The sequence below is a fragment of the Streptomyces rhizosphaerihabitans genome (assembly GCF_025399795.1).
In the GTDB taxonomy this organism is placed as follows: Bacteria; Actinomycetota; Actinomycetes; order Streptomycetales; family Streptomycetaceae; genus Streptomyces; species Streptomyces rhizosphaerihabitans.
Genome location: NZ_JAODTZ010000093.1, coordinates 1 through 19,293, shown reverse-complemented (window position 1 = coordinate 19,293; position 19,293 = coordinate 1). Strand labels below are relative to the sequence as shown.

General features: G+C 70.6%; 16 protein-coding genes. 6 read left to right on the top strand and 10 right to left on the bottom strand.

Annotated features, from left to right (window positions below; genetic code table 11):
• Positions 1 to 335 precede the first annotated feature (335 nt).
• Positions 336 to 1,478: a mechanosensitive ion channel family protein gene (locus N4G66_RS43315; protein WP_261709828.1), complete on the bottom strand. Its 1,143-nt coding sequence runs from the start codon at positions 1,476 to 1,478 to the stop codon at positions 336 to 338.
• A 172-nt stretch (positions 1,479 to 1,650) separates the two neighbouring features.
• On the opposite strand from N4G66_RS43315, the gene N4G66_RS43310 reads away from it, so the two are divergent.
• Entirely contained in the window at positions 1,651 to 2,220 is a 570-nt protein-coding gene (locus N4G66_RS43310) for a dienelactone hydrolase family protein (protein WP_261709827.1), read from the top strand.
• Positions 2,221 to 2,338: 118 nt separating this feature from the next.
• Here N4G66_RS43310 and N4G66_RS43305 read toward each other — a convergent pair whose 3' ends face one another.
• From N4G66_RS43305 to N4G66_RS43285, 5 genes are all read right to left on the bottom strand, one after another.
• Positions 2,339 to 2,689: a hypothetical protein gene (locus N4G66_RS43305; RefSeq protein WP_261709826.1), complete on the bottom strand. Its 351-nt coding sequence runs from the start codon at positions 2,687 to 2,689 to the stop codon at positions 2,339 to 2,341.
• A 98-nt stretch (positions 2,690 to 2,787) separates the two neighbouring features.
• Positions 2,788 to 4,446, bottom strand: coding sequence for an alkaline phosphatase D family protein (locus N4G66_RS43300; RefSeq protein ID WP_261709825.1), 1,659 nt, complete (start codon positions 4,444 to 4,446; stop codon positions 2,788 to 2,790).
• 93 nt (positions 4,447 to 4,539) lie between these two features.
• On the bottom strand, positions 4,540 to 5,358 hold the full coding sequence (locus N4G66_RS43295; protein ID WP_261709824.1) for a DsbA family protein: 819 nt from the start codon (positions 5,356 to 5,358) through the stop codon (positions 4,540 to 4,542).
• Positions 5,359 to 5,534: 176 nt separating this feature from the next.
• Complete coding sequence (locus N4G66_RS43290) at positions 5,535 to 6,221, bottom strand: hypothetical protein (RefSeq protein ID WP_261709823.1); 687 nt, start codon at positions 6,219 to 6,221, stop codon at positions 5,535 to 5,537.
• Between the two features lie 119 nt (positions 6,222 to 6,340).
• Entirely contained in the window at positions 6,341 to 7,669 is a 1,329-nt protein-coding gene (locus N4G66_RS43285) for a DUF2252 domain-containing protein (RefSeq protein WP_261709822.1), read from the bottom strand.
• A 266-nt stretch (positions 7,670 to 7,935) separates the two neighbouring features.
• Between N4G66_RS43285 and dnaE the strand changes: the two genes are divergently transcribed.
• Positions 7,936 to 11,475 carry a DNA polymerase III subunit alpha gene (gene dnaE / locus N4G66_RS43280; protein WP_261709821.1) on the top strand — a complete coding sequence of 1,180 codons (3,540 nt, stop codon included), beginning with the start codon at positions 7,936 to 7,938 and terminating at the stop codon, positions 11,473 to 11,475.
• Between the two features lie 108 nt (positions 11,476 to 11,583).
• On the opposite strand, the gene N4G66_RS43275 is transcribed toward dnaE, so the two are convergent.
• A complete protein-coding gene (locus tag N4G66_RS43275; protein WP_261709820.1) occupies positions 11,584 to 11,763 on the bottom strand; it encodes a hypothetical protein in 180 nt (59 codons plus the stop codon).
• 224 nt (positions 11,764 to 11,987) lie between these two features.
• Between N4G66_RS43275 and N4G66_RS43270 the strand changes: the two genes are divergently transcribed.
• The 4 genes from N4G66_RS43270 (at position 11,988) to N4G66_RS43255 (ending at position 15,964) form a co-directional block, all read left to right on the top strand.
• On the top strand, positions 11,988 to 13,205 hold the full coding sequence (locus N4G66_RS43270; RefSeq protein ID WP_261709819.1) for an NYN domain-containing protein: 1,218 nt from the start codon (positions 11,988 to 11,990) through the stop codon (positions 13,203 to 13,205).
• Between the two features lie 138 nt (positions 13,206 to 13,343).
• Positions 13,344 to 14,318: an ABC transporter ATP-binding protein gene (locus N4G66_RS43265; protein ID WP_261709818.1), complete on the top strand. Its 975-nt coding sequence runs from the start codon at positions 13,344 to 13,346 to the stop codon at positions 14,316 to 14,318.
• 88 nt (positions 14,319 to 14,406) lie between these two features.
• Positions 14,407 to 15,228: an ABC transporter permease gene (locus tag N4G66_RS43260; protein ID WP_261709817.1), complete on the top strand. Its 822-nt coding sequence runs from the start codon at positions 14,407 to 14,409 to the stop codon at positions 15,226 to 15,228.
• Positions 15,229 to 15,262: 34 nt separating this feature from the next.
• On the top strand, positions 15,263 to 15,964 hold the full coding sequence (locus N4G66_RS43255; RefSeq protein WP_261709816.1) for an AAA family ATPase: 702 nt from the start codon (positions 15,263 to 15,265) through the stop codon (positions 15,962 to 15,964).
• A 759-nt stretch (positions 15,965 to 16,723) separates the two neighbouring features.
• On the opposite strand, the gene ybaK is transcribed toward N4G66_RS43255, so the two are convergent.
• The 3 genes from ybaK to N4G66_RS43240 are packed head-to-tail and all read right to left on the bottom strand — an operon-like array spanning position 16,724 to position 19,034.
• Complete coding sequence (ybaK, locus tag N4G66_RS43250) at positions 16,724 to 17,224, bottom strand: Cys-tRNA(Pro) deacylase (protein ID WP_261709815.1); 501 nt, start codon at positions 17,222 to 17,224, stop codon at positions 16,724 to 16,726.
• Positions 17,225 to 17,241: 17 nt separating this feature from the next.
• Positions 17,242 to 17,982: an LON peptidase substrate-binding domain-containing protein gene (locus N4G66_RS43245; RefSeq protein ID WP_261709814.1), complete on the bottom strand. Its 741-nt coding sequence runs from the start codon at positions 17,980 to 17,982 to the stop codon at positions 17,242 to 17,244.
• Between the two features lie 11 nt (positions 17,983 to 17,993).
• Entirely contained in the window at positions 17,994 to 19,034 is a 1,041-nt protein-coding gene (locus N4G66_RS43240) for a hypothetical protein (RefSeq protein ID WP_261709813.1), read from the bottom strand.
• Between the last annotated feature and the right edge of the window lie 259 nt (positions 19,035 to 19,293).

The window sequence follows — 19,293 nt, the reverse complement described above, 5'->3', positions numbered from 1 at the left end:
GCCTCGTCCCGGCCCCGTCCGCCCACCGCCCACCGCCCGTCCGCCTCGTCCCGGCCCCGCCCGCGCATCGTCCGCCGGTGTCATGGCGCGGGCGATCCGGACCGGCGGGGGCGCGGAAGGCGACCCTGGATCCGGGCCCGGAGGGTCGCGGCGCCTCCACGACGGCAAGGCCGCGTTTCGCGCGCCTTGGAGCGGGCCGTTGGACCGGACCGAGGGATCGGTCCGGTCGGGCAGGTCCGGCCGGGCACGCCCCGCCCGCCGGGCGCGGCGGGCATGGCGGATCCGGCACGCGGGCGGGTTTGCCGGGCGCGGCCTGCAGGTCCGGGGCCCAGAGGTCAGCCGCGGCCCGGGCCTGTCCGGGGTGGTTCGTGGGTGTGGTGGCCGTGGTTCGCGCGGGCCGCCACTCCGTCCGGCTCCGCGCGGCCCGTGCGCCGTGTCTGCCCCGGGGGGAGCACCGCCTCGGAGGTGTTGACGCGGGGGAGTGCGTAGGGGTGCTGCTCGGTCAGCCAGCGGATCATCTGCTCGCGGACCGTGACCCGTACCGTCCAGATGTCGTCCGCGTCCTTCGCGGTGACCAGGGCGCGCACCTGCATGGTGTTGGGCGTCGAATCGGTGACGGCGAGGCCGTAGTCGCGGCCGTCCCAGGCGGGGCACTCGCGCAGGATGTCGCGCAGCTTCCCGCGCATCGCCTCCACCGGGGCGGAGTGGTCGACGTGCAGGAAGACGATGCCGGTCATCTGAGGGGTGCCGCGCGACCAGTTCTCGAACGGCTTGGACGTGAAGTACGAGACCGGCATGGTGATCCTGCGCTCGTCCCATGTCCGTACCGTCAGGAACGTCAGGGTGATCTCCTCGACCGTGCCCCACTCGCCGTCGACCACCACGGTGTCACCGAGCCTCACCATGTCGCCGAAGGCGATCTGCAGTCCGGCGAAGAGGTTCGCGAGCGTGGACTGGGCGGCGACACCGGCGACGATGCCGAGGATTCCGGCCGAGGCCAGCAGTGAGGCCCCGGCCGCGCGCATCGCCGGGAAGGTGAGCAGCATCGCGGCGATCGCGACCACGCCGACGACCGCGGTGACCACCCGCTGGATCAGCGTCACCTGGGTGCGGACCCGGCGGACCCGCGCTGGATCGCGGTGCGCGTTCGCGTAGCGGGTGTACGAGATCTCCACGACCGCTGTCGCGATACTCACCACCAGCCAGGCGGCGGCGCCGATGAGGATCAGGGTCAGGGTCCGGCCGATGCCGATCCGGTGCTCCACCAGCAGCTTCGCCTGGTCGTACGAGCCTCTGAGCAGTGCCGCGAACAGGACCAGCTGGAAGGGGACACGGCCGCGGCGGAGCAGACCCCACAGGGAGGTCTGGCTGTGCCGGTCGTCCGCCCGACGCAACAGGCGGTCCACGGACCACCCGATGAGCAGCGTGAGCACGACCGAGCCGCCGACGACGATCATCGGGCGCAGTACGTTCTCCATGCCTGAGAACGTAACCGGCCATGGGCGTCATGAACATGTGTTCTCCGAGCGGATCGGGGTATCCCCGCGCCCCGGATCGGGGTATCCCCGGCACCGGCGCTGCTTACCCCGCCACCGGGAACGGGGCTACGGGCGCCCGGTGCTGTCAGGGCCGGCTGGCACCATGGAGTCCATGAACATCATGCTCTTTCACTCGACCTACGGTCCCCGGTCGGCGGTGCGCGCGGCGGCGGACCGGCTGCGGGCCGCGGGACACGAGGTGTGGACGCCCGACCTCTTCGAGGGGCGCACCTTCGAGACCGTCGAGGAGGGCATGGCCTTCAGCGACGAGATCGGCAAGGACGAGCTGCTCAAGCGGGCGGTCCTGGCCGCCGCGCCCTACTCCGAGCGCGGCCTGGTCTACGCGGGCTTCTCCCTCGGCGCCTCCATCGGTCAGACCCTGGCGCTCGGCGACGAGAAGGCCCGAGGGCTGCTCCTGCTGCACGGCACGTCGGACATCGCCGAGAGCGCGTCGGTGGACGAACTCCCGGTCCAGCTGCATGTCGCCGAGCCCGACCAGTTCGAGACGGACGACTGGCTGAGCGCCTGGTATCTCCAGATGCAGAAAGCCGGAGCCGACGTGGAGATCTACCGGTACGCGGGCGCCGGGCACCTCTACACCGACCCCGACCTGCCCGACTACGACGCCGAGGCGGCCGAGGCCACCTGGAAGGTGGCACTCGGCTTCCTCGAGTCGCTCTAGCGGTTCACCGCCACGGGGCGACAGCTTCCAACAGGCAGGCCCGGGTCGTCCGTTGGACGATCCGGGCCTGCCTGTTCACCGCAGACCGACTGCGACGGCCCGCGGAACGTCGGAGACCCTAGCCCGGGAAGCACTCCTTGGGCGGGTGCACCAGTGACGGGAAGTGCGCGGACCACACCCAGCTCGTCGGCTTGGAGTCGTAGATCCTGAACCACCGTTCCCCCGAAGGGGTCTTGGTGGTCGAGCACTGGATTCGCAGGGTGGTGCCCCGCGGCTCCGTGCGGAACCTGGTCGACGAGGAGGTCGGCTGGGCGTATATGGGAGAACTTTCCGCCGTGGTCAGGTTGACGTACGCCGGTGCCGCCGCCTTGGCTTCCTGAGCTTCGGCGGATGTGGCGGTGAGTCCGGCGAGTGCCAGGGCGACGCCGAACACTGCGGACTTCGTCAGGACACTTTGGGGGGTGGCCATGTGACTCCAATCGTGAGTGATACTGACGGATCGTTAACGTGTCGATCCGTCAATATGCCTAAGAATATCAAGACTTGATCACTCGCGAATGGCGGCCCCTAGGAGGGGTCGTACGTCCGCTCCACCGTCTGCGTGCCGCTGCGCGTGCGGTACGAACGGGCCCAGGACGAGGTCGCGTCGGGGTCCGTGCGGTCGGAGAGCACGTAGTAGTCCATCTGCGCGCGGTCGGCGGTGATGTCCAGGACGCCGTAGCCGTGGCGGTCGGTGTCGACCCAGTGGACATGACGGTTGGCCGCGCGGATGACCGGGGAGGCGATGGCCGAGACGGTGCCCTCGGGGACCTTGACGATGTCGTCGAGGTTGTCGGAGGTCATCGAGGTGACCACGAACTCCGTGGCGGCGGAGGCGGACAGCGGGTACGTACCGGCGTCCACCGGCACGTCGTTGGCCCAGGCCATGTGGATGTCACCGGTCAGGAAGACCGTGTTGCGGATGGCGTTGGACCGCAGGTGTGCCAGCAGTTCGCGGCGGTCGTCGGTGTAGCCGTCCCACTGGTCGGTGTTGAGGGCGATGCCCTCCTGCGGGAGGCCGAGCAGTTTGGCGAGCGGCTTGAGCAGGTCGGCGGAGAGGGAGCCCACCGCGAACGGCGAGATCATCACCGAGTTGCCGACCAGCCGCCAGGTGGTGTCCGAGGCCTTGAGCCCGGACTTCAGCCAGTCGAGCTGGGCGCGGCCGGTGATCGTACGGTCCGGGTCGTCGACCGATCCGCTGGCCGTGGACGCCTGCTGCGACCTGAAGGAGCGCAGGTCGAGCAGCGCGAGGTCGGCGAGCCTGCCGAAACGCAGCCTGCGGTAGGTGGTGCCGGCGATGGCCGGGCGGACCGGCATCCACTCGAAGTAGGCCTGCTTCGCGGCGGCCTGACGGTCCGACCAGGTGCCCTCGGCGCCCTCGGTGTGGTTGACCGCGCCGCCCGACCAGGAGTTGTCGGCGAACTCGTGGTCGTCCCAGATCGCGACGACCGGCGCCTTGTGGTGCAGGGCCTGAAGGTCCGGGTCGGTCTTGTAACGGCCGTGCCGGGTGCGGTAGTCGGCGAGGGTGAGGATCTCGTTCGCGGGGGAGTGCGGCCGTACGACGGTGCCGCGGGTCCCGTACTCGCCGGACTTGTACTCGTAGATGTAGTCGCCGAGGTGCAGCCAGGCGTCCAGGTCGTTGCGGGCCGCGAGGTGACGGTAGGCCGAGAAGTAGCCGGCCTCCCAGTTGGCGCAGGAGACCACGCCGAAGCGCAGGCCGGCCACCAAGGCGTCGGCGGCCGGGGTGGTGCGGGTGCGGGCGACGGGCGAGTCGGTGCCGCCGGAGGAGAAGCGGAACCAGTAGTCGGTGGCCGGCTGCAGACCGCGGATGTCCGCCTTGACGGTGTGGTCGGAGGCGGCCGTCGCGATGGTGGAACCCTTGGCGACGATCGTGGTGAACGCCTTGTCCCTGGCGACGGTCCAGCTCACCTCGGTGTCCGGGCCGAGCCCGGAGCCGGGTATCGCCTGGGAGCCGGGTGTCACCCGGGTCCACAGCAGGATGCCGTCGGGCAGCGGGTCGCCGGAGGCGACGCCGTGCAGGAAGGCGGGCGCCTCGGCGGCGCGGGCGGGCAGCGCGGAGGCCAGCGGGCCGGCCAGGACAGCGGTCGCGGCCGCGGCCTTGACGACCGTACGGCGGCGGGGCGAGGGGGAGTTGAGGCCCTGGGAAGATCTGAATCGACTGGTCACGAGCGATCAGGTTACTGATCAGTACACGCCAGAGCGGGCGAACCCGGAAAGTTCGCCCGCTCTTCATCCGGAGGCTGGAATTCCCTGTTGGCGTCAGCCCTTGAGAGCCGCGCCCACCACCCTGTCGAAGTCGGCCACCGTCAGGAGCGGGGTGCCCTGGCTGTCGGCCGTGAGCTGCTTGCCGTCCATGACGAAGCCCGGGGTGCCGGTCACGCCGTCCTTGTTGTCGTCGAAGGTCTTCGACATGGCCACGGCCCAGGCGTCGTAGGTTCCCTTCTTGACCGCGTCCTGGAACTTCGTGTTGTCCTTCAGCGCGGAGACGGTGTTCGCGACCTTGATGAGGTAGGCGTCGTCCTTGAACTTGTCCGTCGTCTCGTCCGGGTGCCACTTCGCCGAGTACAGCGCGCTCTTGTACTCGGCGAACGCCTCGGGGCTGACGTTCAGCGCGGCGCCCAGGGCGCTCAGCGCGTTCTTGGAGCCCTGGCCGTTGTCCTTGCTGTCGATGAACGTGGCGCCGACGTACTGGATCTTGAACTTGCCGTCGGCGAGGTCCTTCTTGACGGTCGCGCCGACGGTCTGCTCGAAGCTGGCGCACACGGGGCAGCGCGGGTCCTCGTAGACCTTGAGGGTCTTCTTGGCGGTGGCCTTGCCGATGACGACGGTGGTGCCCTTGGTGCCCGTCGAGTTGGCCGGTGCCACGACCTTGGCGTCCTTCAGGCCCTCCCAGTAACTGGGCTTGTTGTTCTGCACGACCGCGTAGCCGATGCCGCCCGCTATCGCGAGGACCGCGACGAGGGAACCGGCCACGATCGCCTGGCGCTTGATCTTGTCGCGCTTGGCCTGGCGCTCGCGCTCGATGCGCAGCTTCTCGCGCGCCGCGGTCTTCGAGGCCTGGCTGTTCCGCTTGCTCATAGTGGTGATCTCCATCAGGGACGCGCACACGTGGTACGCGGAATACGTAAGGGGGGCTGCTGGTGCTCAGGGCTGTTCTCGGGAACGTTCGTTCAGACGCCGTCGCACGGAGGCGTGGCGGGTGAGCCGTGGCCCTGGGGCGGTCGCTCAAGGGGGCGTGGCTCAGGAGTCGTCGCTCAGGCGAGAACGGCCGGGCGGGGCGGTCCGCGGCGTCCCAGGGAGTGCACGAACAGGCGGGTACGGGCGGCGGTCGGCCGGCGCTCGGTGCGCGGCAGCGGACGGACCGGGGCGAGCCGTACGGTCACCGCGGCGACCGCGAGCAGCAGCGGCCGGAAGGTCGAGGCGGCCACCGCGCGCAGCAGCTGGTCCAGGGCGCGCTCGCCGCGGCGCAGCCAGGCGGCCGCGAGCAGACCGACGGTGACATGAGCGCCGAGCAACAGCCACGCGGCGGTCGGGTCGGCGTGCGCGAGCAGGGCGGCGGCACGGTCGGGGGCACCGCCGGTCACTCGGGACAGCGGGGTGCCCACGCTGCCGCCGCCGCACAGCACGTCGAGGCCGACCGAGCGCAGCGGACCCGCGACCGGGCCGCCCGCCCTGCCGTAGCAGACGTGCTGGCCCGTGGTGAACACGGTGTCGGCGGCCAGTTCCAGCGGAACGAGCAGGGCCGCGATCCGGCCGAAGCCCCGCTCGCGGCCCGCCAGTGCGAAGGAGAGCGCGAACACGGCGGCGGTGATCGCGGCCACGGTGGTCAGCGGCAGCGGCACCCGGGACAGCAGCACGTGCGACGCGGCGGAGAGCGTCACGACGACGGCCGTGAACACGGCCGCGCGTACGGCTCTGAGCTGGGTCCCGGATATGTCCATAGCGGAGGTGAGTCTCCCATGCGCTCCCGTAAGCGTCCCCTAAAGGGTTCCTGTGCGTTACGGGAGCGTTGTGAGACGACCGGTCGCGCGGATCACAGCCCCGCGACCGGCCGGGTGGCCTACAGTCCCGGGATCCGTCCGTTGCGGAACAGGTCCACGAAGATCTGGTGGTCGCCGCGCGCACGGCTGCCGTAACTGTGCGCGAAGTCCACCAGGAGGTCGGCGAAGCCGTCCTCGTCGGCCGCGATGGCCGCGTCGATGGCCCGCTCGGTGGAGAACGGCACCAGCTCCGAGTGGCCGCTCTCGTCGTCCGCCGCCGCGTGCATCGTGGCGGTGGACCGGCCGAGGTCCGCGACGACCGAGGCGATCTCCTCGGGGTCGTCGATGTCGCCCCAGTCGAGGTCCACCGCGTACGGCGAGACCTCGGCGACCAGCTGGCCGGCGCCGTCCAGCTCGGTCCAGCCCAGCCACGGGTCGGCGTGCGCCTGCAGGGCGCGCTGCGAGATCACCGTGCGGTGGCCCTCGTGCTGGAAGTAGTCGCGGATCGAGGAGTCCGTGATGTGCCGGGAGACGGCCGGGGTCTGGGCCTGCTTGATGTAGATCACCACATCGTTCTCCAGGGCGTCGCTGTTGCCCTCCAGAAGGATGTTGTACGACGGCAGGCCGGCCGAGCCGATGCCGATGCCGCGGCGGCCCACGACGTCCTTCACGCGGTACGAGTCCGGGCGGGTCAGCGAGGACTCCGGGAGCGTCTCCAGATAGCCGTCGAAGGCCGCGAGGACCTTGTAGCGGGTGGCGGCGTCCAGCTCGATGGAACCGCCGCCCGGCGCGAAGCGGCGCTCGAAGTCGCGGATCTCCGTCATCGAGTCGAGCAGCCCGAAGCGGGTCAGCGAGCGCGCGTCGCGCAGCGCGTCCAGGAGCGGGCCCTCGGCGGTGTCCAGTGTGAAGGGCGGCACCTCGTCGCTCTTGGCACCGGTGGCCAGCGCGTGGATGCGCTCGCGGTAGGCGGCCGCGTACACCCGCACCAGCTCGGTGATCTGCTCGTCACTGAGCGCCTTCGCGTAGCCGATGAGGGCCACGGAGGCGGCGAAGCGCTTGAGGTCCCACGTGAAGGGGCCGACGTAGGCCTCGTCGAAGTCGTTCACGTTGAAGATCAGACGGCCCTGGGCGTCCATGTACGTGCCGAAGTTCTCGGCGTGCAGGTCGCCGTGGATCCACACGCGCGAGGTGCGCTCGTCCAGGTACGGGCCGCCCCGCCGGTCCTGGTCGAGGTCGTGGTAGAAGAGCGCCGCGGTGCCGCGGTAGAACGCGAACGCGGAGGCCGCCATCTTGCGGAACTTCACGCGGAACGCGGCCGGGTCGGCGGCCAGGAGCTCGCCGAAGGCGGTGTCGAAGACGGCGAGGATCTGCTCGCCGCGTTGCTCGGCGCTGAGCTGCGGAACCGACATCGCTGGGTGCCTCCTGGTGCAGATGGTGCGGGACATGACGGGACGGACGCGCCGCCCCCGGGACAAAGGGTCCGTCCACTTCCAACGGACGAAGATACGCGGGAGTGCCCGGGTTCCGGCGGCGAACGCCCACCCGGATCCCGCGCCCCCGCATGAAGGTACGGATGATCCTCCGCGGAGTGTCAGTCCCGCGTCATAGACTTCGACGCTGACCCCCCAGACTGTTCGCAGCCTGTCACCCATGGTTCTTCCTGGAGGCCGAAACCGTGTCGAAGCCGCCGTTCACGCACCTGCACGTCCACACCCAGTACTCGCTGCTGGACGGTGCCGCGCGGCTCAAGGACATGTTCGACGCGTGCAACGAGATGGGCATGACCCATATCGCGATGAGCGACCACGGCAACCTCCACGGGGCCTATGACTTCTTCCACACGGCGAAGAAGGCGGGGGTCACTCCGATCATCGGCATCGAGGCGTACGTCGCCCCGGAGTCCCGGCGCAACAAGCGCAAGATCCAGTGGGGCCAGCCGCACCAGAAGCGCGACGACGTGTCCGGTTCGGGTGGTTACACGCACAAGACGATCTGGGCGTCGAACCGGACGGGCCTGCACAACCTCTTCAAGCTCTCCTCGGACGCCTACGCCGAGGGCTGGCTCCAGAAGTGGCCCCGGATGGACAAGGAGACCATCTCCCAGTGGTCGGAGGGGCTCATCGCCTCCACCGGCTGCCCCTCCGGCGAGCTCCAGACCAGGCTGCGCCTCGGCCAGTTCGACGAGGCCGTGAAGGCGGCCTCGGAGTACCAGGACATCTTCGGCAAGGACCGGTACTTCCTGGAGCTGATGGACCACGGCATCGACATCGAGCGCCGGGTCCGTGAGGACCTGCTCCGGGTCGGCAAGAAGCTCGGCATCCCGCCCCTGGTGACGAACGACTCGCACTACACGTACGCGCACGAGGCGACGGCCCACGACGCCCTGCTGTGCATCCAGACCGGCAAGAACCTCTCCGACCCGGACCGCTTCCGCTTCGACGGCACCGGCTACTACCTGAAGTCGACGGACGAGATGTACGCGGTCGACTCCTCGGACGCCTGGCAGGAGGGCTGCGCCAACACCCTCCTGGTGGCCGAGCAGATCGACACGACCGGCATGTTCGAGGCGAAGAACCTCATGCCGAAGTTCGACATCCCCGACGGCTTCACCGAGGTCACCTGGTTCAAGGAGGAAGTCCGGCTCGGCATGGAGCGCCGCTTCCCCGGCGGCGTCCCCGACGACCGCCAGAAGCAGGTCGAGTACGAGATGGACGTCATCATCCAGATGGGGTTCCCGGGGTACTTCCTCGTCGTCGCCGACTTCATCATGTGGGCCAAGAACCAGGGCATCGCGGTGGGCCCGGGCCGCGGCTCCGCGGCCGGCTCGATCGTCGCGTACGCCATGGGCATCACCGACCTCGACCCGATCCCGCACGGTCTGATCTTCGAGCGGTTCCTCAACCCCGAGCGCGTCTCCATGCCCGACGTCGACATCGACTTCGACGAGCGTCGGCGCGTCGAGGTGATCAGGTACGTGACCGAGAAGTACGGCGCCGACAAGGTCGCCATGATCGGCACGTACGGCAAGATCAAGGCGAAGAACGCCATCAAGGACTCCGCGCGCGTGCTGGGCTACCCGTACGCGATGGGCGACCGGCTCACCAAGGCGATGCCCGCCGACGTCCTCGGCAAGGGCATCGACCTGAACGGCATCACCGACCCCTCGCACCCCCGCTACAGCGAGGCCGGCGAGATCCGCGGGATGTACGAGAACGAGCCGGACGTGAAGAAGGTCATCGACACCGCCAAGGGCGTCGAGGGCCTCGTCCGGCAGATGGGCGTGCACGCGGCCGGCGTGATCATGTCCAGCGAGCCCATCGTCGACCACGCCCCCATCTGGGTGCGGCACACCGACGGCGTGACCATCACGCAGTGGGACTACCCCCAGTGCGAGTCGCTGGGCCTGCTGAAGATGGACTTCCTGGGCCTGCGCAACCTGACGATCATGGACGACGCCATCAAGATGGTGAAGGCCAACAAGGGCGTCGACCTGGAGATGCTCGCCCTCCCGCTGGACGACCCCAAGACGTTCGAACTGCTCTGCCGCGGTGACACCCTCGGCGTCTTCCAGTTCGACGGCGGCCCGATGCGCTCGCTGCTCCGCCAGATGCAGCCCGACAACTTCGAGGACATCTCCGCCGTCTCGGCCCTGTACCGGCCGGGCCCGATGGGCATGAACTCGCACATCAACTACGCGGAGCGCAAGAACGGCCGCCAGGAGATCACACCGATCCACCCGGAGCTGGAGAAGCCGCTCGAAGAGGTGCTGGCCGTCACCTACGGCCTGATCGTGTACCAGGAGCAGGTCCAGAAGGCCGCCCAGATCATCGCCGGGTACTCGCTCGGCGAGGCCGACATCCTGCGCCGCGTGATGGGCAAGAAGAAGCCCGACGAGCTGGCCAAGAACTTCGTCCTCTTCCAGGAGGGCGCCCGCAAGAACGAGTACAGCGACGAGGCGATCCAGGCCCTGTGGGACGTGCTGGTCCCCTTCGCCGGCTACGCCTTCAACAAGGCCCACTCCGCCGCGTACGGACTGGTCTCGTACTGGACCGGCTACCTGAAGGCGAACTACCCGGCCGAGTACATGGCCGCGCTGCTCACCTCGGTCAAGGACGACAAGGACAAGTCGGCCGTCTACCTGAACGAGTGCCGGCGCATGGGCATCAAGGTGCTGCCGCCCAACGTGAACGAGTCCGAGCAGAACTTCGCCGCCCAGGGCGACGACGTGATCCTCTTCGGCCTCTCCGCCGTCCGCAACGTCGGTACGAACGTGGTGGAGTCGATCATCCGCAGCCGCAAGGCCAAGGGGAAGTACGCCTCCTTCCCCGACTACCTCGACAAGGTCGAGGCGGTCGCCTGCAACAAGCGCACCACGGAATCACTGATCAAGGCCGGCGCGTTCGACACGATGGGGCACACCCGCAAGGGCCTCACCGCGCAGTTCGAGCCGATGATCGACAACGTGGTGGCGGTCAAGCGCAAGGAGGCCGAGGGCCAGTTCGACCTCTTCGGCGGCATGGGGGACGAGGACACCAGCGAGCCCGGTTTCGGACTCGACGTGGAGTTCACGACCGACGAGTGGGACAAGGTCTACCTGCTCGCCCAGGAGCGGGAGATGCTCGGCCTGTACGTCTCCGACCACCCGTTGTTCGGCCTGGAGCACGTCCTGTCCGACAAGGCGGACGCGGGCATCTCCCAGCTGACCGGAGGCGAGCACGCGGACGGCGCCGTCGTCACGATCGGCGGCATCATCTCGGGCCTGCAGCGCAAGATGACCAAGCAGGGCAATGCCTGGGCGATCGCCACCGTGGAGGACCTCGCGGGCTCCATCGAATGCATGTTCTTTCCGGCGACGTACCAGCTGGTGTCCACCCAGCTCGTCGAGGACGCGGTCGTCTTCGTCAAGGGGCGCCTCGACAAGCGCGAGGACGTGCCGCGGCTGGTCGCGATGGAGCTCCAGGTCCCGGACCTGTCGAACGCGGGCACCAACGCGCCCGTGATCCTCACCATCCCGGCGCTGAAGGTGACTCCGCCCATGGTCAGCCGCCTCGGCGAGATCCTCAGCCACCACAAGGGCGAGAGCGAGGTCCGCATCAGGCTCCAGGGCCCGAGCAAGACCACGGTGCTGCGGCTCGACCGGCACCGGGTGAAGCCGGACCCGGCGCTCTTCGGCGACCTGAAGGTGCTGCTCGGCGCGTCCTGCCTGGCCGGCTGACATCGGGCAGGGGCGGTAAGGCGACACAGACCACGCACCGAGGGGCGCATCCGGTACCGGATGCGCCCCTCGGTGCGTTCCTGGGCCTCAACAGCCCGCGCGGCGGCCTCAGTTGTGGCCGAAGCGCTTCTGATGCTTACGGGCAACATCAGCGGGGCTGCCCTGGGCCTGCGACATCGGCGACTGCTGTGCCTGCGCCGACGACCGCTGTGCCTGCTCCTGCGCACGCTCAGCCTGCGAGGAGCGGTCCTGCTGGCCGCCCTGCTTGCGATTCTTGTTCTTGGCCATGGTGATCTGCCTCCTGAAGGGGATCTAGGGGCCAGGGCCGCGACCAGATTCACATACGCTGAGAAGTAGCGCATTTCGTAGAATTACCGTGCGTAACAAGTCCTCTCGGTAGGTGTTCTTCCGATCCGCCACGCCGAAGATCGAGTTCCGGCCGTTAACCTCCGCACGGTCGGGCAGACTCCAAGGAAGCCCGAAGCAAACCTCCCGGAAAGAGGGTGGATCGCGTGGACCGCTGCATCGTCCTGGTGGACGCCGGGTATCTGCTCGGGGCCGCTGCCAGTCTGCTCGCCGGGGAGCCTTCGCGATCCCGGATCACCGTCGACCACACCGCCCTCATCCAGGGCCTGCGCGAGCGTGCCGAGTCCGACACCGAGCGGCCCCTGCTGCGCATCTACTGGTTCGACGGCGCCCCCGACCGGGTGCCGCAGCCGGAGCACCGCAGGCTGCGCGTGATGCCGCGGGTGACGGTGCGCCTGGGTGCGCTGACCCGCAGCGACGGGCGGTGGGCGCAGAAGGGCGTGGACGCCGCCATGCACGCCGAGCTGACCGAGCTGGCGCGCAACCGTGCCTGCTCGGACGTGGTCCTCGTGACCGGCGACGGTGATCTGCTGCCGGGCATGATGGCCGCCAAGGAGCACGGCGTGGCCGTACACCTGTGGGCCGTGCAGGCCGCGGACGGTGACTACAACCAGTCCGAGGACCTGGTGGCCGAGGCCGACGAGCGGCGGGTGCTCGACCGCGCCTGGATCACCAAGGCGGTCCACGCCAAGGAGATCGGCGGGATCTGCGCCCCGTCGCCGGTGCCGCGCCCGGAGATCGCCGCCATCCTCTCAGCGCCGCTGCCCGAGTCGGCGCTCGCGGCGGCGGCCGAGCGTTCCGCCCGGGAGGCCGAACACCACCAGGCGGCCGAATCGCAGAACGGCACCCAGGAGCGGGTGCACACCCCCAAGGGGGTCCCCACGCCCAAGGACCTGGCCGCGCTCCGCGGACCGGGCATCCAGGCCGTCCAGCACCCCACGAACGCGACACTGCGCTGGTCCTCGGACAAGGGCTGGGTCGACCGGCCCGGCGGCGCCACGGAATCACCGGAGGCCGCCGCGCTGCCCACGCTCGCCCAGCTCACCTCCGCGGAGCAGCGGTGGGCGGACCGCGAGGAGGACATCACCACGGTCGGCGGTGACCCCTACGAGGTCGGGCAGGTCTTCGCGCGCCGCTGGATGGGACGCCTCACCGATCCGAGCCATGTGCAGAAGCTGTCGGCGATGTACCCGCGGGTTCCGCACCGGGTGGACGGCGAGCTGTTGCGCTACGCGGCCCGCTTCGGTCTGCTCGCGCACAAGGACGACCAGATCGACGAGCACGACCGCTATGCGATCCGGGCCGGATTCTGGCGGGAGATCGATGTGCGCACCGCGACGGAGCACGCGCCCGTCGGGGAGTGATCCGAAGCTGTCGCGAAGGTCCTCGCCCGGGGTCGGCCACGGCCCCGATCGCATAACAGGGCATCGGACCCCGTACTCTCGTCCTTCGTGAGTACGCGCACGGCACAGGCAATCCGAATGGGGCACAGGGGCGATGTCGTGTGCGCCGTGCGAGGTCTCACCAAGACCTATCCGGCGGTCCGCGGCCGTCGTGGCACCCCGGCGACACCCGAGGTCAGGGCCACCGACGGGGTACGTCTGGACATCCGCCGGGGCGAGATCTTCGGGCTGCTCGGGCCGAACGGCGCCGGCAAGTCCACCCTCGTACGCCAGCTGACCGGGCTGATGCGTCCCGACAGCGGCAGTGTCGAGATCCTCGGGCACGACATCGTGCGTCATCCCGAGCGGGCGGCCCGGATCCTCGCCTACCTCGGGCAGGAATCCACCGCCCTGGACGAGTTGACCGTGTCCCTCGCCGCCGAGACGACCGGGCGGCTGCGCGGGCTCGACCTGCGCGCGGCGCGGGCCGAACGGGACGCCGTCCTCGACGAACTGGGTCTGGCATCGCTCGCCTCCCGCCCCCTGAAGAAGCTCTCCGGCGGGCAGCGCAGGCTCGCCTGCTTCGCAGCCGCGCTCGTCGGCCGGCGCCCGCTGCTGGTCCTCGACGAGCCCACCACCGGCATGGACCCCGTCGCCCGGCGTGCCGTCTGGGCCGCCGTCGACCGGCGTCGCGCGGAGCACGGCGCCACGGTCCTGCTGGTCACCCACAACGTCATCGAGGCCGAGACGGTCCTCGACCGGGTCGCCGTCCTCGACGAGGGGCGGGTCATCGCCTGCGACACCCCGGCCGGGCTCAAGGAACGGGTCGCGGGAGAGGTCCGGGTCGAACTCGTCTGGCGCGACAGCGCCCCGCTGCACGTCCCCGAGGTCGCCGCGCTGCGGGCCCGCGCCGTCGAGTCGGGCCGCCGCTGGACGCTGCGGCTCGCGCCAGAGGAGGCCCGCGCGGCCGTGGCCACGGTCACCGGCGGGGCCGCCTTCGCCGCGCTCGACGACTTCACGCTGGCCACGCCGAGCCTGGAGGACGTGTACCTCGCGCTCGGCGGCCACGCGATGCAGGGGCTGGTGAAGGCGTGAGCGTCCGGGGCGTGGAATCCGTACGGGAGAGGGGCGTCGTACGTGTGCGGAACAGGACGGCTGCCGGAGTGAAGGGGAGCAGTTCGACGTGAGTGTCGTACCCGCTGGAGTCCTGCCGGGCAGCGCGCTGCCCCTGGTCGAGGACGCCGGTGCCGCCGCGGAGCTGGGGCCGCGTGCGCGGCTGTGGCCGTCGCTGGCCGCCGTGTACCGGGCGCAGCTCTCCCGGGCCCGCGTCGCGCGGATCCCGCTGCTGTTCGTGGCCACCTTCCAGTCCGTCGGCATCATGATCATGATGCGCGGGGTGGTGGACGGCGGTGCCGAGGCGCGCGCCGTGGTGGCCGGGTCGACCGTCCTGGTCGTCGCCTTCGTCGCGCTCAACCTGCTCGCGCAGTACTTCGGGCAGCTGCGGGCGAGCGGCGGGCTCGACCACTACGCGACGCTGCCGGTGCCGCCGGCGGCCGTGGTGCTCGGCGCCGCGGGCGCGTACGCGTCCTTCACGGTGCCAGGCACCGTCGTCACCGCCGTCTTCGGCTCCCTGCTCTTCGGGCTGCCGCTGGCCCATCTGTGGGTGCTCGCCGCGGTCGTCCCGCTCGCGGGCGCCGCGCTCGCCGGGCTCGGGGCCGCGTTCGGGCTGCTCGCACCGCGGCCGGAGCTCGCCACCCTGCTCGGCCAGCTGGGCATGTCCGCGGCCCTGCTGCTGGGCGTTCTCCCGGCGGACCGGATGCCGGCCGTGGTGCAGTACGCCCGGGACCTGCTGCCCTCGACCTACGGCGTCGAGGCACTCGCGCGCACGTTCGGGGCGCATCCCGACTGGGCCGCCGTCCTCGGCGATCTGGCCGTCTGCGCCGGAGTCGGGGTGGCCTCGCTGGCCCTCGCGGCCTGGGCCTACCGCCGGGCGGCCGTCCGGTGACGCGGCCGACAGCGGGGCCTGGCACGATGGCAGGGTGACCGCTCCGCTGACTCCACCTCCGCCGCCGCACGAACAGTCCCCCCAGGACCGGCGGCAACCGCACCCCGCCTGGCAGGCTCCGCCCGCTCCCGGACTTGCGGGTCACCCCGTGTATCCGGCCGCGTACGAGGCCTCATACGGACAGGACGGCCCCGGGATGAAGACCGAACTGCGGGAGGCCGCCGTGATCACGGTCGCGGTCGCTCTCGCGGGAGCTCTGCTCGGGGTGCTCTGGGCGTGGCTGACGCCGCATGTGCCGTTGATCGCGGACGCCACCACGGTGTACCTCAAGGACACCGAGGGCGAGCAGGCCATCGGTGTGGACGGGACCTTCACCCTGCTCGCACTGGGCTTCGGGGCGCTGAGCGCTCTGGTCGTGTTCCTCGTACGACGGCGTGGCGGTGTACCCCTGGTGATCGCGCTCGCCCTGGGAGGCCTGCTCGGATCCCTCCTCGCCTGGCGGGTGGGGATCTGGCTCGGGCCCACGCAGAACGTGGTCGCGCACGCCAAGGCCGTGGGCAAGGGCGTCACGTTCTCCGCGCCGCTGAAGCTCGGGGCCCACGGCGCGCTGCTGGCCTGGTCCCTGAGCGCCCTGGTGGTCCACCTCGGCCTGATGGCCCTGTTCGGCCCCCGGGACCCCGACCCGTACGAGCAGAACCCCTACCCGGCCACACCGCCGGGACCTCCCGCCGCCTGAGCGGGCGGGGCGGGACAGGGCCGGCCGGGCGCCTCGGGAGAGGCTGCCCGGCCGGCCCTTCGGTTTGCTCCGGGGCGTGGGTCATGCCGGACGGCGGCCGTGGTTCGAGCGGCCCTTCCTGATGCGCCACTTGCGTTTCCGCGTTTTCTTCGACATGCCACTCGTGCTTAACCGAGGGCGCGACATCCGTCGAGGGGTCATACGCGCCACGACGGGCGCGGATGCCGAGCGGTCACGCCCCCGACGGGCGCCTGCGCCGAGGGCCCCGTACGTCCGACGGGTGAGTGCGGCGTCGGGGCGCGCCCGTCCGACGGGTGCCTGCGGTGAGCGGTCCCGGATGCCGCGGTGGGTGCCGGCGGCGGGGGTTGGCTACTGCTCGTCCGGGAGCGCGCACGCGGCCGAATTAGCTCGATCGTGTGATGGTCGGCTCGTGGGCTTGCGGTGTCCTGGGCCGTTTGAGTTAGCGTGATCGTGCGATCTGGGACGCCGGGTACGGCGCCAGTGTGCGGGGCCCCCGTTCCACCGGAGAGATGGTCCGGGGCCTCCTCGTCGCCTCTGGCCGTACCCACCTGGCCAGGTCGTGCAGGAAACTGGCCTCTCGGGACCGGAGCACGCACAGGATGTGTGTCGCCGCCCCGGGGTTGAGTACGCCGGGGACCTGGGGGCACCTCCCACGCCCTTAAGGCAGTGGGGGAGCGCTCAAGACCGTTCGGGGCGTGCGGCTGAATGGGCTCACTCCCGCTCAGTCTTGAGGAACGGTTACGCGCGCCCCACGGGTGCGGACACCGCTTCGGTGAGCTTCGCGAGGTCGGTGGGCGAGAGCTCGACCTCCAGGCCGCGGCGGCCCGCCGAGACGCAGATCGTGGCGTGGCCGGAGGCCGAGGAGTCCAGCACGGTGCGCAGCTTCCTGCGCTGGCCGAGCGGCGAGATGCCACCGCGGACGTACCCCGTCGTGCGCTCGGCCGCCGCCGGGTCGGCCATCGCCGCCCGCTTGCCGCCCACCGCGGTGGCGAGGGCCTTGAGGTCCAGGGAGCCCGCCACCGGGACGACCGCGACCACGAGCGCGCCGTCCACGTCCGCCACCAGGGTCTTGAAGACCCTCTCCGGCGAGACGCCCATCGCTTCGGCCGCCTCCTCGCCGTAGGACGGGTGGGACGGGTCGTGCTCGTAGGCGTGGACGGTGTACGGGACGCCCGCCTCCGTCAGCGCCACCGTCGCCGGGGTGCCGCCGGACTGCTGCTTCTTCGCCTTCTTCGCCATCGGCCTTCTCGCAAGCGTCAGTTCAGGCTCGTCGGGCCGCGCGTCAGGTCCGACGCGGGCAACGACGGCAGATTACGGATGATGGCCGTCTCCGCGCGCAGCACCTTCAGTTCCTCGCGCAGCCGGGACGCCGTGTCGGAGGCCTGCAGCAGCCGCTGTCTGGCCGGGACGTCCAGCATCACGGCGGCCGCGACGAGATAGGAGACGACCGCCGGCTCGTCCGGCAGGTCCGCGCCGGTCGACAGTGACCGCTCCCGCGCCCCGGCCAGCCGCTTCTGGTACTGGCGGAAGGCGCGCAGGACGCCCTCGGCGAGCGCGCCGGCCTCGTCCCCCGGGTCCTCGGGGAGTTCCTCCAGCTCGGCTGTCAGGAACGCGCCGGAGGCGTCCACCGACAGCAGCCGGACCCGTGTCGTGCCGGTCGCCAGCACCTCGAAGCTGCCGTCGGCGCGCTCGCGGACGGTCGCCGCGTCCGCGATGCAGCCCACCTCGTGGAAGGCCTTGAGCGGATCGTCGCCGAAGCCGGCGGCGGGCCCGCGCTCGGGCACGGCGGTTCCGTCCGGCATGCCGGGCGCACTCGGCGAGACCTCGTGGCCGTCGCGGATGGCCACGACGGCGAATCGGCGTGGTTCGTCCTCGGGCGTCTTGAGCAGATCGCGCATCATGGCGCGATAACGCTCCTCGAACACGTTCAGAGGAAGCACGAGCCCGGGGAACAACACCGAGTTCAGGGGGAAGAGCGGGAGCCGGACGGTGGTCACGACGCGAAAGCCTAATGGTCCACGGAGCGGGCGCGTCCGCCGTGCCCACTCCCTGGATGCCGATCAAGGACAGGATCGCGCAGCGGAAGCCCCGAGGCGACCTCCAGACGGACGCCGTCGCGCAGTTCCAGGAACTGGTCGAGCGGGTCCTCGGAGACCCGGTCCCAGGGGAACGAGGTCACGTACGGGCCGATGAGACGCAGCTGCTCCAGGGCGTCCTGCCAGCGCTCCAGCCGGACCAGGACGTACGTCAGCAGGTTGCGCACCTCGGCGGGCCACGGGTCGGCGGCCGCGTAGGCCGCGGAGACCGAGATCGCGAGGTCCGCCGCGGCGTCCAGGCGCTCGCGCGGCACCTCGGGACCGCCGCCCTCGGTCAGATAGGCGAAGGCTGCGCGCACCGGCAGCGCCTGGACCAGGGAGCCCGCCGGCGCGTCCTGCGCGGCCGGCTCGGCGAAGTCGAAGCACTCGCTGTGCGAGCCGTACCAGGCGGCCGAGAGGTACTGGAGAGCGGCCACGTGGCAGCCGTAGTGGTGCGGGGAGCGCCGGACGGCCTCCGTCCACAGCTGCTCGAACTCGGTGTGGCCGACGTTGGTGCCACGGGCGTGGTCGAGCGCTATCCGCCACGGCACCGGGTCGCGCGGATCGCCCTCGGCGGCGGACATGATCAGCGGTCCGACCTCGCGCAGCAGTTCCACCCGTGCGGGCGACTCCCAGCCGCGGCGGACCGCCAGTTCGGCCTTGACGAGGAGGGCGTCCGGGTCGTGCGGGTCGGCGGCCTGCCACTGTCCGAGCCATTCGTCGCGGGAGCGGGCGAAGGTGGCGAGGCGCATGGCGTACCGGTCGCGGTTCTCCCACTCGGCCAACTCGCGGGTGGTGGCCAGCAGTTTGGCCGCGGGGGCGTACTCGCCCCGGGCCGCCGCGACGAGTGCGGGGCCCAGCCGGTGGTCGGGGGCGTCGAGCAGCACCCCCTCGTCGGCCGGCAGTCCGGCGGCGAGGCGTGAGGTGTTCCGTGCCATCCGGGCCGTACGGAGGAGCGTGCGCAGCAGTGCCATGGTGTCGACCATTGAAAACCGCAGGTCGGAGCTGTGCCAGAGGTATGCGGTGACGCTTTCGTAAATGCCGTTTGGTTGTGCGGTGCGCGGTCAAGGAAAAGTAAAGGCGTCGTGCGCATCCGGTGTGCGACGCCCGTGCGACGCTTGTGCGAAGCCTGTGCGACGACTGCGCGAGAGGCGGTACGCAGGTCGCCCCGACGCCCGGGGCGACTTCCGACTCCCGAGCCCCGGGCGCCGAGCCGCAGGCCCCGGGACTATA